General features: G+C 71.6%; 13 protein-coding genes. 6 read left to right on the forward strand and 7 right to left on the reverse strand.

What is annotated here, in order from left to right:
• Positions 1-244: 244 nt before the first annotated feature.
• From FHS44_RS12065 to FHS44_RS12075, 3 genes are all read right to left on the reverse strand, one after another.
• Entirely contained in the window at positions 245-5,215 is a 4,971-nt protein-coding gene (locus tag FHS44_RS12065; protein ID WP_312863626.1) for a DNA-binding protein, read from the reverse strand.
• Positions 5,212-6,099, reverse strand: a complete 888-nt coding sequence (locus FHS44_RS12070; protein WP_312863627.1) for a DUF4132 domain-containing protein — start codon at positions 6,097-6,099, stop codon at positions 5,212-5,214. The genes FHS44_RS12065 and FHS44_RS12070 overlap by 4 nt, the downstream gene beginning before the upstream one ends.
• 759 nt (positions 6,100-6,858) lie before the next feature.
• Positions 6,859-7,254 carry an SRPBCC family protein gene (locus FHS44_RS12075; RefSeq protein ID WP_184714051.1) on the reverse strand — a complete coding sequence of 132 codons (396 nt, stop codon included), beginning with the start codon at positions 7,252-7,254 and terminating at the stop codon, positions 6,859-6,861.
• A gap of 142 nt (positions 7,255-7,396) precedes the next feature.
• On the opposite strand from FHS44_RS12075, the gene FHS44_RS12080 reads away from it, so the two are divergent.
• Positions 7,397-8,299 carry a siderophore-interacting protein gene (locus tag FHS44_RS12080; protein ID WP_184714052.1) on the forward strand — a complete coding sequence of 301 codons (903 nt, stop codon included), beginning with the start codon at positions 7,397-7,399 and terminating at the stop codon, positions 8,297-8,299.
• 13 nt (positions 8,300-8,312) lie between these two features.
• On the opposite strand, the gene FHS44_RS12085 is transcribed toward FHS44_RS12080, so the two are convergent.
• Entirely contained in the window at positions 8,313-8,612 is a 300-nt protein-coding gene (locus FHS44_RS12085; RefSeq protein ID WP_184714053.1) for an HGxxPAAW family protein, read from the reverse strand.
• Positions 8,613-8,682: 70 nt separating this feature from the next.
• On the opposite strand from FHS44_RS12085, the gene FHS44_RS12090 reads away from it, so the two are divergent.
• Positions 8,683-9,165 carry a MarR family transcriptional regulator gene (locus tag FHS44_RS12090; protein WP_184714054.1) on the forward strand — a complete coding sequence of 161 codons (483 nt, stop codon included), beginning with the start codon at positions 8,683-8,685 and terminating at the stop codon, positions 9,163-9,165.
• 53 nt (positions 9,166-9,218) lie between these two features.
• Positions 9,219-9,860, forward strand: coding sequence for a response regulator (locus FHS44_RS12095; RefSeq protein ID WP_184714055.1), 642 nt, complete (start codon positions 9,219-9,221; stop codon positions 9,858-9,860).
• 42 nt (positions 9,861-9,902) lie between these two features.
• On the opposite strand, the gene cydB is transcribed toward FHS44_RS12095, so the two are convergent.
• From cydB to FHS44_RS12110, 3 genes are all read right to left on the reverse strand, one after another.
• A complete protein-coding gene (gene cydB / locus FHS44_RS12100) occupies positions 9,903-10,886 on the reverse strand; it encodes a cytochrome d ubiquinol oxidase subunit II (RefSeq protein WP_184714056.1) in 984 nt (327 codons plus the stop codon).
• Positions 10,887-10,901: 15 nt separating this feature from the next.
• Positions 10,902-12,287, reverse strand: a complete 1,386-nt coding sequence (locus tag FHS44_RS12105) for a cytochrome ubiquinol oxidase subunit I (RefSeq protein WP_184714057.1) — start codon at positions 12,285-12,287, stop codon at positions 10,902-10,904.
• Positions 12,288-12,393: 106 nt separating this feature from the next.
• Positions 12,394-13,248, reverse strand: a complete 855-nt coding sequence (locus tag FHS44_RS12110) for a universal stress protein (protein ID WP_184714058.1) — start codon at positions 13,246-13,248, stop codon at positions 12,394-12,396.
• A gap of 198 nt (positions 13,249-13,446) precedes the next feature.
• On the opposite strand from FHS44_RS12110, the gene FHS44_RS12115 reads away from it, so the two are divergent.
• The 3 genes from FHS44_RS12115 to FHS44_RS12125 all read left to right on the forward strand — a co-directional run bounded on the left by FHS44_RS12115 (position 13,447) and on the right by FHS44_RS12125 (position 15,747).
• Positions 13,447-13,932, forward strand: a complete 486-nt coding sequence (locus FHS44_RS12115; protein WP_184714059.1) for a hypothetical protein — start codon at positions 13,447-13,449, stop codon at positions 13,930-13,932.
• A 77-nt stretch (positions 13,933-14,009) separates the two neighbouring features.
• Complete coding sequence (locus FHS44_RS12120) at positions 14,010-15,101, forward strand: LLM class flavin-dependent oxidoreductase (protein WP_184715269.1); 1,092 nt, start codon at positions 14,010-14,012, stop codon at positions 15,099-15,101.
• Between the two features lie 31 nt (positions 15,102-15,132).
• Entirely contained in the window at positions 15,133-15,747 is a 615-nt protein-coding gene (locus tag FHS44_RS12125; RefSeq protein WP_246435405.1) for an FMN reductase, read from the forward strand.
• Positions 15,748-16,086 lie beyond the last annotated feature (339 nt).

A 16,086-nucleotide genomic window follows, 5' to 3' on the forward strand; every position in this document is an offset into this window, starting at 1 on the left:
CCGAGGTCCCGTCCAGACTCTCAGCCGGAATCCGTAGCCGGAGATCCCAGCCCGGGTCCCAACCAAGGTCCCGGCCAGGCTTCCAGCCGGATCCCGGTCGGATTCCGGTCGGATTCCCTGGTCAGGAACCCCGGTCCAGCTCCCAACCGAGTTCCCCGTCGAACTTCCGGCCCGGAACTCAACCAAGGTCCTGGCCGGGAATCCCGGCCCGGGCCCCAGCAGGTGCAGGTCTCTGAGGAAAGGTTCAGCGGCGCCTGCCGCGGCGGATGCGGAGTTCGTCGAAGCGGGGGACGTCCCCGTCGCGGACCCGGCGCCACGCCCTCGCGTAGAGGGTGGCGGCGGGTTCGATGGGCACGACCACCCCGAGCTGGGCGCTCTCCCCGCTGATCAGGTCGTACAGCGGAGCTTTCCACTGCTCGAACGGCAGGCGTGGCGTCCTGAGGTCGGTCCAGGCGCCCGGCAGGAACAGCGAGCGTCCCGCCCTGACGCGGCTGGCCTCGACCACCAGGTCCGTCGCGGCCAGTTCGGCGCGGGCCGTCTTGAGCCGGGCCGGTTTCCAGCCGGTCCACCGGGCGACGTTCCTGTCGGCCGGGTCGGGCATCGCCAGCAGGATCAGGTAGAGCGTGGCGGCGTCCGCGCCGATGCCGTGCTCGGCCGTGACCTCGGAGACCAGCTCGGGCACGGAGCGGCCGGGGTCCTGCGGCCACCAGGTGCCGTCGGCCGCCCGCTCCCCCGCCGCCGGGTCGCCGGGGTCGGCCAGGAGCGCCTCGAAGCGGGGGTCCCTGGCGGCGCGCAGCGCCAGTTCGACCGGGAACGGCGCCCCTGCCTCCCCGGCGAGGGCCCGCAGGGCGGGCAGGTAGGGATCCTCCCCGGAGGCGTCGAGCAGGGCCATCCTGATGCCCGGCGCGGGCTGGTTGTCGTGGGTGGCCATGATCACGGCGCCGTAGCGCTCCCACCCGTCCGCGACCTCGCTGGGGGTTCCCGCGACCTTCCTGAAGCCGGGCAGGTTGACGTAGCGGCCCAGGCTGAGCATCAGGTCGGGGTTGGCCAGCCGGTCCCTGACCGCGGTCAGCGCCGTGGGCAGGACGGCCCGCACCGGGTCTCCCGCGGGCAGCCGGTGGGCGAGCCAGGCCATCACGGCGACCACGCTGACGAGCGTGGACTCGGTGAAGCCCACGGTCCCCTCCTCGATCGGGGAGACCCGGTCGCGGTGGACCCGCCAGCGCAGGTCCCCGCTCAGCTCGGGCGCGGAGGCCGGGTCGAGCAGCGCGGGAAGCGCGCGGCTCGGCTCCCAGGGGCTCCGCACCGCGCGGGAGGCCTCGGAGACGATCCACTCGGGTACGGCGGCCCGCCTGCCGACCCTGGTGTTCCACACCCGCGCCGCCGCCGCGACGTCGGGGCCGTCGGTCCACAGCGTCGCGGGGTCGGCGGGCAGCAGCGCCGCGACGACCTGCCTGCGGACGGTGGCGTCCAGTTCGCGTAGTTCGTCCCTGGCGACGACGGCGTCGGCCGCCTTCATCCCGAGCGCGTTCCGCACGGCGGTCGGCAGGAAGCCGCGGTCGTGGCTGTCGACGTACGGCAGGCCCGCGACGACGAGCCTGGCCGTCGTGAGGGTGACGCCGGTGAGCCGCGCGAACTCCTCGGCCGCCTCCGGGCGCCAGGGGACGGGGCCGTGCTCGGCCCGCAGGGCGAGCAGCCCGCCGATCCAGCCGTCCTCGCGGTCCTCGCCGACCGGCGCGGAGGAGCGCGTGGTGTAGGGCGAGGGGACCTCGAAGCGGCCGGACGGGTCGTGGAAGAGCGCGGTGAAGGCGCAGCCGCCGCTGTCGAGGGAGTTGTCCTGGAAGGCGATGAAGGCCCCGTCCTGCAGGGGCAGCACCCCGCACCAGGTGCCCTCGCGCCGGTTGCCGCCCGGCTCGACGAGCCAGGTGTCGTCGAGGTGCAGCGACAGGCGGCGCCAGGTCGCGGGGTCGGTGGCCGAGCCGAGGCCAAGCGCGCCGATCTCGCGGAGCAGGTCGTGCATCGCCTCGGTGTGCCCAGGCTCGAAGGCGTCGCTGACGGCGCGGTAGGCGACCGCGGCGCAGTGGTCGAGCAGGGGCTCCCACCTGAGGGAGGTGTCGGGCAGCTGCGGCCCGTCGAAGTGGAGACGAACACCCTGTTCGGCGGTCGTGGGGCGCTCCTGGGGGACCGCGTCGGCCGAGGCGGCGCGCAGCGCCGTGCCGACCGTCCTGAGCTGCCGGAAGGCGTCGTGGCAGGCGTTGCCGTACCACCAGGGGCCGGGGACGCCCAGGCCGTTGAGGGCGCGGACGAGCACCTGGTCGGAGGGGCCGTAGGGCCGCTGGTCCTCGTCACCGCCCGCGAGGTCGCGGTTGAGCCTGGTCGCCACGGTGTCCAGGGTGATCTGCTGGGTGGCGGCGAACCTCGCGACCCCGGCGATGCCCGCGACCAGCGCCTCGTCCCTGACCTGGGGCAGCAGGGTGCGGATCTGCGCGTGCAGTTCCTCCTGGACGGCCTGGGCGGGCTGTCCCTGGCGCTCGCACTCGGCGCAGACGGCGGCCTTCAGCAGGGCGACCGCGGTCTCGTCGTCGATCCGGCGCAGCGCGAGGGAACCCTCGGGGTCGCGGGGGCGCAGGCACCGCCAGTAGCGCGGCGGCGGCAGCATCGCGGTGCCCGCGGCGAACATGCCGGGGCTCCTGCCGGTGGTCACGTCCGCGACGACGACGCCCTCGGGGTCCACGATCTTGATCTTGGGGTAGCTCTCGACGAGCGCGCGTGGCCGGTCGTCGCCGGGGAAAGTCACGGCGCCGGACAGGGTCTCCCGGCTGCCGGGCAGGGTGACGACGCGTCCCGCGAGGTCCTCACCGCGCAGGCCCCCACCGGGCAGGCGGACCACCCGCCAGCCGAGCAGCCCGCCGACGGGGACGGCGGCCGGGGTCGCCTCCGGCGAGGCGATGGGCAGCAGCCAGCCGCTCTCGAACACGCTGCCCTGCGGGGCCGAGCGCACGGCGTCGGCGAGGAAGCCGGGCAGTCCCGGCCTGCCGTACGCCCCGCTGACCGGGTCGTACTCGCGCCAGCCCTCGCCCTGTTGCTCCGGCACCCAGTAGGAGGTCCCGTCGCCGATCAGGTGGCCCCTGGCGGGCACGACGGTGTCTCCCTGGTGGATGACGCCCGTGCCCGTCGTCCTGCCGCCGCCGGGCAGCGGCAGGGTCACCAGGTCGTTGCGCAGCGCCCACACGCCGGCCCGCCCCTGGAGACCGCGCACCGACCCCGCCGAGGAGTGCCAGTAGCCGCGCAACTGGTCGCCGCTGCCGTGGGCGTTCCAGTAGACCAGCAGCTCGCCGTCCACGTAGTGGAAGCCGGGGTCGCCGTAGACGTCGGTCGGCGGCCTGCGCAGGTCGTGGACGAGCACGGTGCCCTCGGTGCCGATGACCCTGGCCTGGGCGGGGCCGGAGACGATCAGGTGGGGCCAGGCGTCGGCGACCTCGATCTCGTCGAGGTCCTTCGGGCTGACGAGCGCGGCGATCGCCTCCTCCCACGCGGGCCAGCCGAGCTCGTCCACGAGGCCGCCGCGCAGGGTCCTGGCCAGCTCGGCGGCGAGGTCGGCCCCCGCGACGGCGGCGACCTCCTCGGCGGCCAGGACGAGGCCCTCCGCGGGCAGCCAGGTGAGCCGTCTCAGGGCGTCGGGGAGCTGCGGCAGGCCCGCGGTGAACGAGCGTCCGGCGACGCCCCGCATCCACCGGGTCAGCATCGGCCTGCCGCCGGGGGAGGCCGCGAGCATGCGCACGGCCCGCCTGCCGTCCTCGTCGTCGCAGAACCGGTCGGCGGCCTCGTCGAAGGCCGCGGTGAAGCGGGGGTCGGCGGCCAGGGCCAGCAGGTCACGCTGTCCCTCTCCTCGCGCCCACGGTTCGAGCAGCAGCCAGGCGTCGTCCGCGGGGTCGGTGACCGGCACCTTCTCGGTCAGCAGCAGGTCGAGAAGGTCGACGTCGAGCTTGATCGTCAGGGTCTCGTCCGTCTCGGCCAGCTCGGTGCGCAGCCGTTCCGCGGCCCGTTCGACCAGGGTGTGGAGGCCGGTCAGGCGGGGCTCCGCCTGCCAGCCCGGGCTCCAGAGCCGCTGGAAGCGTCCGAGCCAGCCCGCGACGCCGTCGCGGGGCCGCTCCTCGGCCGGAACCTCCCCGTCGCAGAGGCCCGCGTCGGCCCCCGACTCCTCCAGGATCTCCAGCCAGAGGAAGGGCATCTGCCGTTCGTCGCTGCGGGGCATGAGGTTGAGCAGCGCCCCGCGCACGGACCCCTCACGCCTGCCGAGGGCGACCAGGGCCGCGCGGTGCGCCTTCCACCAGCCGAGCGGGGCCCCCGCGGTCGCGGGCATGTCGAGCAGTTCTGCGAGGTAGTCCTGCTCCTCGGCGTCGGCGTCCATGCCCGCCGCTCTGGCCAGGCGGCGCAGGTCGCCCGCCATCTGCGTCGAGGGTGCCAGGCCGCCCGCCGTACGGCGCACGCACAGGGCGCGGAACCTGCGCAGCGCCTCCTGGGCGGGCACCCTGGCGGTCAGCTCCTTGGCGTATCCGGACAGCGCCTTGACCGGCAGCGCCCCGGCGAGCGCGAACTCAAGGAAGACCGCGTCGAGACGCTCCTCGTCGACCGGCAGGCCGTGCTCGGCCTCGGCCTTGCGTGCCTGGCCGAACATCTGCGCCGCGTAGGTGGTGTTGTCGGCGGCGAGGAAGGCCCGGCCCGCCTGCTCGAAGAACGTGGGCAGGAAGTGCGGCAGGGACCCGGCGAGCTGCGCGGCCAGACGCAGGTAGGCGTCGAGGGCGGCCTTCGGTTTCGTCCTGGTCTGCCTGGCGGTGCGTTCGAGCTCGGGCACGACGGCGAGCGCGTGGTGGCCGTCGCGGGGGTGGTGCACCAGCACCCATTCGGGGAAGCCGAGCGAGCGCCGCAGGCCGACCCCGACCACGGCCGGTTCGCCCGCGGCCTCAAGCCCGAGAAAACCCGCGGCGGCGTCCTCCGCGGCCCCCAGGTCCTCGGTGACCAGGCGGACGACCACGCGGTCGTCGAGCCCGGGGTGCCGGTAGGCGCGCGCGGTGAGCGCGACGGCCCGCTCTCCCCCGCCCTCGGTCCCCGGAGGCAGGACGGCCCCGGCACCGAGTAGTTCGCACAGTTCGCGCGCCCCGTCCTCCTTCGCCGCCCCCGTCGCGGCTCCCGCAGTCGGCATGTCCCCGTTCACGCGTCCCTTCCTTCCTCGACCGTCCGCCCCGCGTAGAGGGCGGCGGCCATCCGCATCCCCTCCGACCAGGCGACCGGGCCTATCTCCCGCTCGGAGAGCCGTCTGCCCTCCCTGCCCTGCCAGGTCAGCCCGCCCGTCTCGGTCTCCCCGTCCCAGTAGGGCTCGCCGATCCACACCGACGCCTCGGTGACGCCGCCGCCGTCGCGCACGGCGCAGGTGACGTAACCCCCGGAGACCCGGTAGCCGAGCGTGGTCGCCCTGGCCGCGAGGCCGAACCGGGAGGCGAAGCCGCCACCGGAGAACTCCGTCACCTCGGCGACCCTGTCGGCCGGTTCGGCGGGCCTGGCCCAGGTCGCCCGGTGGATCTGCTCGACGCGCTGGACGATCCCCAGCTCGGCGGCGAACTCTCTCAGCTCGTCGAGGTCGGGCAGCAGGACGGGGTGCGGCAGGGTGACCGTGCGTGGCGAGAGCCGTACGGTCTCGCCGTCGAGGTTGACCACCCGCAGCTCGCCGGAGGCGGTGACGTCGCGCAGGAAGCCCGCCTCCTCCGGGTCGTCGCCGACGACAACGAGGTCGCGCAGCACCGACTGCCACGCCTCGTCGGGCCAGACGGCGGCGACCAGGCCGGTGGGGACGGGCAGGGACGAGACCATCCAGGTGTCGGCCTGTGCCAGGCAGGCGGCGGCGTGCCGGTCGAGCCACTCGGCGAGGCGGCGCAGCCGTTCCGCCTCGGGGTGCTCGCGCACCTGTTTCGGCAGCGACTTCAACTGCCGTCCGGCAGCCCGGCCCGAGGTGGATCTCGCCACCACCCGGCCTTCCAAGAGGGCGACCTCGTATCCGTCACCCGCCGACAGCCAGCCCAACGCTCCCCACCTCTCGGACACAACACGGATCCGCCCCCAGGGATCGGTACCTGTGACGGTGATGCGCGGAACGCTAACGCCCCGCACCGACAATCCCGTACTCGGCGGCCGTCCCGGTGCCAGGTGGGACGCGCCGGGGCCTGACGGCCCGCGCGGGATCGGCATCCGTCCCCTGTCAGGGGTGCCGGATGTCCCGTCTCATGTCGCGAAGTCCGGGGCGCCGGGACGGCGGCTCAGGAGGTCACCGCCGCGCGGAAGGCGACGTCCTGAAGAACCGCCCGTTTCCTCCGTCGCCGTCCCCCGGAGACATCGTCCTGGTCACCGGACTCCCCCATGCGCCCCGTCTCCCTGTTTCCGTCCGCTACAAACCGGCCCAACACCCAAAATAACCATTTATCGTGACTTAGTAAATAAAAAGATATTTCTGTCATACATAGTTTGTTTCGCACGCTTACCCGAAGTGACGCATACCCCTACCCACGGGTACCGTCACGGCCGGTATCCATCCGACCCCGGATGACCATGGCCGGAACCCACCGGCGAAACGCATTCATGGACGGCCTCCACCAGCCGAAAGCGCGTCCAATTACCTTTGACCGGAAATCGCCGGCTCTCGATGAACATCGTGCCGACTTTCCGGTATGGCGGACGGTGAGGATCCTGTCAAAACCCGTGACCGACACCGATGGTGACAACGGGGAAACTCCACATGCCGCGCGAAGGGCGGGACAACCGGCGCCGACGGACACCGACGGCGCCGGGCACGTCCGGTCCAGGAGCTCAGGCGGGCTGCCGTACCTGCTCGGCGAGTTTGGCCAGGCTCTCCTCAAGGGCGCGGTCCACGTGCGCCTCGGAGGGCGGCCCCTCCTCGAAGAACGACAGGTGCACCGTCACCTCGCTCTCGTCCGGGGAGATGCCCGCCACCTGGAGCCAGCCCGCGTAGCTGGCGTCGTCGCGGGTGCCCCACTCCATCCTGAGCTGGTCACGCTCCGCCTGGAACAGGGCTCGGGCGTCCCGCCCCGTCTCGTCCTCGTGGACCGTGACGGCGGGCAGGTCGTCGGGCCGTACGTGCAGGTCAGTGGGGAGCCAGCGGTCGATCCTGTCCAGGTCGCTCGCCCGGTCGAAGACCAGTTCCGCCGAGGCGGGGATCCTGCGGGAGCGCTCGTACTCACTCATCGTGTTCGCCTTCCTCTCGGCCTCTCGGTTGACACCCCATCCGTGTCCTGAATGCCGGGTTCTAACCACCCGGCCATCCCTCAAAAGGAAGGTAGGTTAGCCTTACCTAATTACGAGACGCGCAGAGGGGAAGGCCCAGCCGATGATCGACCCGTTCCGCTTCTTCCACGTTCGGGTGAACGGGCTGAGGCGGCTCAGCCCCTCCTTCCTGCGGGTCACCTTCACCGGCGACGACCTCGACCTGTTCGCGGACAACGGGTTCGACCAGCGCATCAAGCTCGTCCTCGGGCACGACGAGCACGGCTTCGCCCACCTGCCGACCGGCTCCGACTGGTACGCCCGCTGGCGCGCCCTGCCCGCCGACCTGCGCAACCCCTTCCGCACCTACACCGTCAGGGCCGTACGGCACGGCTCGCGCGAGGTGGACGTGGACGTCGTCATGCACGAGGAGCACCCCGGGGGCGGCACCCTCGGCCCCGCAGCCCGCTGGTCCCGTGCCGTACGGCCCGGCGACGAGGCCGTGCTGCTGGGACCGGACGCCCGGCACGAGGGCGAGCCGACGGGGATCGAGTTCCATCTGCCGGAGGGGGACGGCCCCGTGCTGCTCGCGGGCGACGAGACGGCAGTCCCCGCCATCGCCTCGATCCTCGAACGCGTGCCCCGCGACCGTCGCGGCGAGGCCCTCCTTGAAGTGCCAAGCACGGCGGACATCCTGGATCTTGACGCCCCGGATGGCCTTGCCGTCACGTGGCTGCCGCGCGAGGGCGCCGAGCACGGCGGTCTGCTGGTGCCCGCCGTACGAGACGCCGCCGAGCGGTTGCTGCCCGCACTGGCCGTCCCGCAGAGCCTTCCCGAGGTGGACGTGGACGCCGAGATCCTGTGGGAGGTCCCGGGGCGGGAGGGCCACCGGGCGTACGCGTGGCTGGCCGGGGAGGCGGCCGTGATCAGGACGCTCCGCCGCCACCTGGTCGGTGAGCGCGGGCTCGACCGTCGCGCGGTCGCCTTCATGGGCTACTGGCGGATGGGCCGCGCCGAGTCCGACTGAGCCGGAGAACCGGTCAGACCCGGCCGGCCAGGCGGCACGCGAGACAGCCGCCGTGGCCGGTCATGGGGTCCTTGATCCGCCAGTCCCACTGCTCGGCGGGCCGGGGACCGCTCGGCTTGCCCCAGCCCGCCAGGTGCAGCGCCCAGGTGACCAGGCCACCGACGAGGACCACGGCGGCTCCGAGCCAGAGACCGGGCCGCCATCCGGCGCACATCGCCACGCCGATCACGGCGGACCCGGTCAGGCCGATGACGCATCCGGTCCACCCCGCCACGGTGTGTCCCAGATCGACGTCGTCGTGCACACCGCTCATTGCCTCTCCTCGGCGAACGTAGAATACTTATCTCACGTAGTAATTATCTTAGATGCTAAGGAGATTGCCTGTGGAGGGCAAGCCGCGTCCCGAGGCGTCGGCGGAGCGGGCCCTGGCGGAGATGGACGGTCTCATCGCGCTCAGCCTCGTCGGGCAGCAGCACATCGCCCAGCGTCTCGGGCTGAACACCACGGACCTGACCTGCCTGGGCCACATCCTGGGGGCCGCCAGGAACCCGATCAGCGCGGGTGAGCTGGCCGAGCGGGCCGACCTCACCACCGGCGCCGTCACCGGTGTGCTGAACCGCCTCGAACAGGCTGGATACGCCCGCAGGCAGGCCGACCCCGCCGACCGGCGCCGGGTGCTGGTCGTCGCCGACACCTCGGCCGCCGCCCGCGTCGCCGCCGTCTACGAGCCCTTCTACCGAAGGCTCGGAGCCCTGTTCGCCGACTACACCTCCGACGAGATCGGCGTGCTCGCCGACTGGTTCACCCGGGCGACGGCCCTGATGCGCACCTCTCTTGAGGAGATCAGGCGGGAGACACCCTCGTGACACGGGGACCAACGCCCCTACCAAGTACGGTCACAAGCGACTAGCTTCGGAGCATGATTCGCGTGTTTCTCGTGGACGACCACGAGGTGGTACGGCGAGGCGTCGCGGCCCTGCTGGAGTCCGAGGACGACATCGAGGTCATCGGCGAGGCGGGAACCGCGGAGTCGGCCATCGCCCGCATCCCGGCGCTGCGGCCCGACGTCGCGGTGCTGGACGTGCGGCTGCCCGACGGCAGCGGCATCGACGTGTGCCGGGAGGTCCGCTCGACGACGCCGGGGCTGGCCTGCCTGATGCTGACCTCCTTCGCCGACGACGACGCCCTGTTCACCGCGGTGATGGCGGGGGCGTCCGGATACGTCCTGAAGCAGATCCACGGCTCCGACCTGATCGGCGCGGTGCGGACGGTGGCCTCCGGCCAGTCGCTGCTCGACCCGCAGACCACCGCGAGCATGCTGGCGCGGCTGCGCGACCAGGCGACCCGCAAGGACCCGGTCGAGGCGCTCTCCGAGCAGGAGCGCCACATCCTGGAGCTGATCGGCGAGGGCCTGACGAACCGGCAGATCGGCGAGCGCATGTTCCTGGCCGAGAAGACGGTGAAGAACTACGTGTCGAACCTGCTGTCCAAGCTCAACATGCAGCGCCGTACGCAGGTGGCGGCGCTGGCCGCGCGGATGAAGACCGACCGCGACCGCTGAGCCCGGCGGAAGGGGCGCGGCCAGTCCGGCCGCGCCCCTTCTTCACGCCTCCACGCGGGCGCCGGTGACGCGGCGGCGGAAGACCCAGTAGGTCCAGCCCTGGTAGAGCAGCACGACCGGGGTGAAGATCGCCGCCACCCAGGTCATCACCGTGAGCGTGTACGGCGTCGAGGACGCGTTGTACACGTTCAGGCTGTTGGCCGGGTCGAGCGCGGGCATCACGTTGGGCCACAGGCTGCCGAACAGCGTGACGACGGCCGCGATGATCGCCACCGCGCTTGCCGTGAACGCCCAGCCGTCCCTGCCGCGCAGCGTCGCCAGGAGCGAGACCGCGATCCCCGCGGCGGCCACCGCGACTGCGGCCCAGGTCGCGGCCCTGCCCACGGTGAGCTGGGTGATCAGCAGGAACACGCCGCCCACGACGAGCGCCCCGACGGCCAGCCTCCTGGCCAGGGCCGAGGCGCGGGTCCGCAGGTCGCCGTCGGTGCGCAGGACCAGGAACACGGCGCCGTGCAGGGTGAACAGGGCAAGTGTCGCCAGGCCGCCCAGCAGGGCGTACGGGTTGAGCAGGGTGAACAGCGTGCCGGTGTACTCGTGGTCGGCGTCCAGCGGGACGCCCCTGACGATGTTGGCGAACGCCACGCCCCACAGGAAGGCGGGCAGCAGGGACCCGAAGAACATGGCCCGGTCCCAGGCGCGGGGGTTGTCGCTCTTGCCGCGGTACTCGATGGCCACGCCACGCAGGATCAGCGCGACCAGGATGAGGAAGAGGGGCAGGTAGAAGCCGGAGAACAGGGTGGCGTACCACTCGGGGAAGGCGGCGAAGGTCGCGCCTCCCGCGACGATCAGCCAGACCTCGTTGCCGTCCCAGACCGGCCCGATCGTGGCCAGGATGCGCCTGCGGTCCTCGTCGCTCCTGCCGAGGACCGGCAGCAGGACGCCGACGCCGAAGTCGAACCCCTCAAGGACGAAGTAGCCGATCCACAGCAGGGCGATGAGCAGGAACCAGACGGTCGTGAGTTCCATGAACGATCCTCGGGGTCAGTAGGACAGGGCGGGCAGGTCGCCGGTGTTCTCCGGCTCTGGCTCCTCCTCGGGGCCGCGCCTGACGAACTTCATCAGCAGCGCGACCTCGATCACCGCCAGCGCCCCGTAGAGCAGGGTGAAGCCGCCAAGGCTGAGCGCGGCCTCGGTGACGCTGACGCCGGGCGAGACCGAGTCCGCGGTGCGCATCTGCCCGAAGACGGTCCACGGCTGGCGGCCCATCTCCGTGAAGATCCACCCCAGCGAGTTGGCGAGCAGCGGCAGGCCGATGCCCCAGACCGCGATCCAGTACGGCCAGCGCCCCCTGGGCAGCCGCTTTCCCCGGATGAGCCACAGCCCGGCCAGCGCGACCAGGGCGGCCAGCACGCCGAACCCGATCATCAGGCGGAAGGACCAGTAGGTCAGGCCGATGATGGGCCGGTAGTCGCCGGGGCCGTACTTGAGCTCGTAGCGGGCCTGGATGTCGTTGATGCCCTCGACCCGGCCGTGCAGGGTGTCGGTCGCCAGCAGGCTGAGGCCGTACGGGATCTGGATGTTGATGTGGTTGCGGCCGTTGCGGACGTCGCCGACGGCGAAGATCGAGAAGCCCGCGGAGGTCTCGTCGTCCCACAGCGCCTCTGCGGCGGCCATCTTCATGGGCTGCTGCCTGGTCATGATCTGCGCCTGGATGTGACCGCTGATCACGACGCCGACCGCGGCGACCAGGGTGACGATCATCCCGACGCGGGCGGAGGCGCGGAACAAGTCCACGTGCCTCTTCCTGAGGAGCTGCCAGGCGCTCACCCCGAGGACGAACATCCCGGCCGAGACGAACGCGCCGAAGATGACGTGCGGGAAGGTGACCAGGTTCGTGGAGTTGGTGAGCACCGCCCAGATGTCGATGAGTTCGGCGCGGCCGCTCTCCGGGTTGAGCCGGAAGCCGACGGGGTGCTGCATCCACGAATTCGCCGCAAGGATGAAATATCCGGATATGGCGGTGCCGATCGCCGCCGCCCAGATCGTCATCAGGTGCAGCCCCGGGGACAGCCTGTCCCACCCGAAGATCCACAGCCCCAGGAAGGTCGACTCCAGGAAGAAGGCGATCAGGCCTTCCATCGCCAGCGGGGCACCGAACACGTCGCCGACGAAACGTGAGTACTCACTCCAGTTCATGCCGAACTGGAACTCCTGCACGATGCCGGTCACCACGCCCATCGCGAAGTTGATCAGGAACAGCTTCCCGAAGAACTTCGTCAGCCGCAGGTAGGCGGGCTTCCTCGTGCGGTACCACGCCGTCTGCAGACCGGCGACGACGGCGGACAGGCCGATCGTCAGCGGGACGAAGAAGAAGTGGTAGACCGTCGTTATCCCGAACTGCCAGCGTGACAGGTCCAAGACGTCCATGGATGGGGCTCCGTCTCACAGATGGTGTCCCAGACAGCGTCTCGAAACGAAGGAGGCCCGCCGTAGGGCCTGCGGGCCTCCTGTAATGGGACTTTCGTCCCGACCGTTACCCCTCTGCCTTGGCGCGGACCACCGCGACGGGGCAGGCCGCGTGGTGCAGCACCCCGTGACTCACCGAGCCCAGTACGGCGGAGCCGAACCCGCCGAGTCCCCGCGAGCCCACGACCACCAGGTCGGCGGTGGCGGAGGCCTCGTTCAGGGCGAGCACGGGGTGCTCGAACAGCACCGCCTGCCGGACCTCGACCCTCGGGTACCGCTCCCGCCACGGCGTCAGGATCTCGGTGGCGAGCCGCTCCTCGGTGCCGGAGATGTCCTCGATCAGCGGCGTGTAGGCGATGGAGCCGACCGCCATGACGGGTAGCTGCCAGCCGTGCAGGGCACGCAGCCTGGCGCCCCTGCGGGCGGCCTCCTCGAAGGCGTACTCCAGCGCGGCCTCGGACTCGGGCGAGCCGTCGAACCCGACAAGGACCTCGCCGTGCTCCTCGTGCTTCTCTCCCCTGACGACCACGACGGGAACGTCCACGTGCCCGGCCAGCGAGAGCGAGACGGAGCCGAGCAGCAGCCCGGCGAAGCCTCCCCTGCCCCGGCTGCCGATCACGAGCTGCTCGGCGTCCTCCGCCTCCCGCCGCAGGACCTCGACCGGTCTGCCCGTCTCAAGGGAGGTGGTGACGGTGAGACCGGGGGCGCGCCCGCGCGCGAGGTCGGCGGCGGCCTCAAGCACGCCCCTCGCCTCCCCCTCCAGCGTCTCCTCAAGCTCCTGCGGGGTCCCGCGCCGCCAGTCCTCACGCACATGGACGATCCGCAGGGCACTGCCGCGCCGTGCCGCGTCCTCCGCCGCCCAACCGACCGCGGCCTCCGCCGAGGGGGAGCCGTCCGTCCCGACCACCACGTGTGCCGTCATCTCGACCTCCTGTCGCGTCTGCCTTCATTCGATCACCGCGCCGCCCCGGACTCACCGGCCGAAGGGCCTTTTCCGCGGGGACCTGTGTCCCGACCGTTCCCCGGTCCGGCCGGACTATCCGGCGCCGGGACAGGGGTGGCGGGTATGGTTTGTCCCCTTTGGGCATATTCATGGGACGCACGGATTCGGGGGACGCTCATGAATCTCACAGCAGGGGCAGCCGCCGCCGCGGCGGGCATCACCGCCCTGGACACCGTCAGCTACCTGGACATGGTCGTGCGCGGCCGCCCCGCGAGCGAGGTGCCCGCCGAGGCCGCCGACGAGCTGGCGGAAAGGGCCGGGATCGACCTCGGCCACGGCGAGAAGGCCGACAGCAGGCGCACCGGCCTGGGCGCGCTGCTCGGCTACACCGCGGGTCTCGGGGTCGGCGTGCTGTACGGCCTGCTGCCCGGCGACCGGCGCCCCGCGCTGCCGCTGGCCGCGTTCGGGCTGACCGTGGCCGCGATGGCCGCCGGTGACATCCCGCTGGCCGCGGCCGGGGCGACCGACCCCCGGCGCTGGGACGCTACCTCCTGGATCTCCGACATCCTTCCGCACCTCGCCTACGGGCTGACGACAGCCGTCGTCTACGACCGGCTCACCCGCCCGCGAGGCCGCCCGGGACGCCGCTGGAGAAGGCGCTGACGAGGACGGGAATAGGCGGGGACCGCGACCTGTTCCCGTAGTTGAAACTTCAACCAAAGGGAGGACGGGCGAGGATGATGCAGTTCGGGATCTTCACCGTCGGCGACGTCACCACCGACCCGACGACGGGCAGGACGCCCACCGAGCACGAGCGGATCAAGGCCACGGTCGAGATCGCGCTCAAGGCCGAGGAGGTCGGGCTGGACGTCTTCGCGACCGGCGAGCACCACAACCCGCCCTTCGTGCCGTCGTCTCCGACGACCCTGCTCGGCTACGTCGCCGCCAGGACCGAGAGGCTCATCCTCTCCACGGCCACGACGCTGATCACCACGAACGACCCGGTCAAGATCGCCGAGGACTTCGCGACGCTGCAGCACCTGGCCGACGGGCGCGTGGACCTGATGCTCGGGCGGGGCAACACCGGCCCCGTCTACCCGTGGTTCGGCAAGGACATCAGGCAGGGCATCCCGCTGGCCATCGAGAACTACGCGCTGCTGCACCAACTGTGGCGCGAGGACGTCGTGGACTGGCAGGGCCGCTTCCGCACCCCGCTGCAGTCCTTCACCGCCACGCCCAGGCCGCTGGACGGCGTGCCGCCGTTCGTCTGGCACGGCTCGATCCGCAGCCCGGAGATCGCCGAGCAGGCCGCCTACTACGGTGACGGCTTCTTCGCCAACAACATCTTCTGGCCCGCCGACCACTTCCAGCGCCTGATCGAGCTGTACCGGGAGCGCTTCGCCCACTACGGGCACGGCACCCCGGAGCAGGCGATCGTCGGGCTCGGCGGCCAGGTGTTCATGCGCCGCAACTCCCAGGACGCGGTGCGCGAGTTCCGGCCCTACTTCGACAACGCGCCCGTGTACGGCCACGGCCCCTCCCTTGAGGAGTTCACCGAGCAGACCCCGCTCACGGTCGGCAGCCCGCAGGAGGTCATCGACAGGACGCTGACCTTCAGGGAGACCTTCGGCGACTACCAGCGCCAGCTTTTCCTGATGGACCACGCGGGCCTGCCGCTGAAGACCGTGCTGGAGCAGCTCGACATCCTCGGCGAGGAGGTCGTACCGGTGCTGCGCAGGGAGTTCGCCGCCGGTCGGCCCCCGGAGGTGCCCGACGGACCGACCCACGCCGCTCTCGTCGCCGCCGCCCAGGAACCCGCCCCCACCCGGTAGACCGCACGCGAACCAGTGAAGAGGAGAAACGTTGACCGCCATGAAGCTCGTCGCCGTCTCCGCCGGTCTCGGCAAGCCGTCGTCGACGCGCCTGCTGGCCGACCGGCTGTCCGAGGCGACCAGGAAGCAGCTTGAGCCGGACCAGCCGGTCGAGACGCGAGTGATCGAGCTGCGCGACCTGGCCAGGGACATCGCCAACAACATGGTCACCGGCTTCCCCTCCCCCGCGCTGAGCGAGGCGATCGAGGCGGTGACCGGGGCCGACGGCGTCATCGCCGTGACGCCGATCTTCACGGCCTCCTACAGCGGGCTCTTCAAGTCGTTCTTCGACGTGATCGACCACACGGCGCTCGCGGGCAAGCCCGTGCTCGTCGGGGCGACGGGCGGTACGGCACGGCACTCCCTGGCGCTTGAGCACGCCCTGCGCCCGATGTTCGCCTACCTGCGCGCGGTCGTCGCGCCGACCGCCGTCTACGCGGCCTCCGAGGACTGGGGCACGGGCACCGGTTCGCAGGGGGACGACCTGGCCACCCGCGTCACGAGGGCCGGTGGGGAACTGGCCGGTCTGATGCGGCACGGGCGGACGACGGGCGGCGTCGCGGAGGCGGTGCCGTTCGAGGAGAGGCTGGCGGCCCTTCGCCTGTGATCACAGCGAGCCGTCGATCATGGCCACGGTGTGCCCCCCGGGTGACGCCGTGGCCATCGTCATGAACCCTTCTCTTTTAACCGGTGATGCTTAATTGGCACGTTAGGCGCGACGCCGGGGAACGTCCAATCACGATTCTTAATGAATCACGCCAAAGGAAGTCTTATGGCAGGTCAGAGAGGGTGCACAACCCCCAATCCCGCTTGACTTTGTAGGGAAATACGTGCGACCGTCTTAACGTGAACAGGAAATCAGCCGCGACCGACCATCCGCGCCAGGACGTACGGCGGGCCGACCGGGCCTGTCACTGAGTTCCACCGAGTTCCGCCCACGTGACGC

The sequence above is a fragment of the Streptosporangium saharense genome (assembly GCF_014203715.1).
Lineage (GTDB): Bacteria > Actinomycetota > Actinomycetes > Streptosporangiales > Streptosporangiaceae > Streptosporangium > Streptosporangium saharense.

Bases quoted from the DNA above. Each gene is read 5' to 3' on its own strand.
- FHS44_RS12110 (WP_184714058.1), bottom strand. From the start codon at position 13,248: ATGACGGCACACGTGGTGGTCGGGACGGACGGCTCCCCCTCGGCGGAG.
- FHS44_RS12120 (WP_184715269.1), top strand. From the start codon at position 14,010: ATGCAGTTCGGGATCTTCACCGTCGGCGACGTCACCACCGACCCGACG.
- FHS44_RS12105 (WP_184714057.1), bottom strand. From the start codon at position 12,287: ATGGACGTCTTGGACCTGTCACGCTGGCAGTTCGGGATAACGACGGTC.
- FHS44_RS12095 (WP_184714055.1), top strand. From the start codon at position 9,219: ATGATTCGCGTGTTTCTCGTGGACGACCACGAGGTGGTACGGCGAGGC.
- cydB (WP_184714056.1), bottom strand. From the start codon at position 10,886: ATGGAACTCACGACCGTCTGGTTCCTGCTCATCGCCCTGCTGTGGATC.
- FHS44_RS12115 (WP_184714059.1), top strand. From the start codon at position 13,447: ATGAATCTCACAGCAGGGGCAGCCGCCGCCGCGGCGGGCATCACCGCC.
- FHS44_RS12075 (WP_184714051.1), bottom strand. From the start codon at position 7,254: ATGAGTGAGTACGAGCGCTCCCGCAGGATCCCCGCCTCGGCGGAACTG.
- FHS44_RS12085 (WP_184714053.1), bottom strand. From the start codon at position 8,612: ATGAGCGGTGTGCACGACGACGTCGATCTGGGACACACCGTGGCGGGG.
- FHS44_RS12080 (WP_184714052.1), top strand. From the start codon at position 7,397: ATGATCGACCCGTTCCGCTTCTTCCACGTTCGGGTGAACGGGCTGAGG.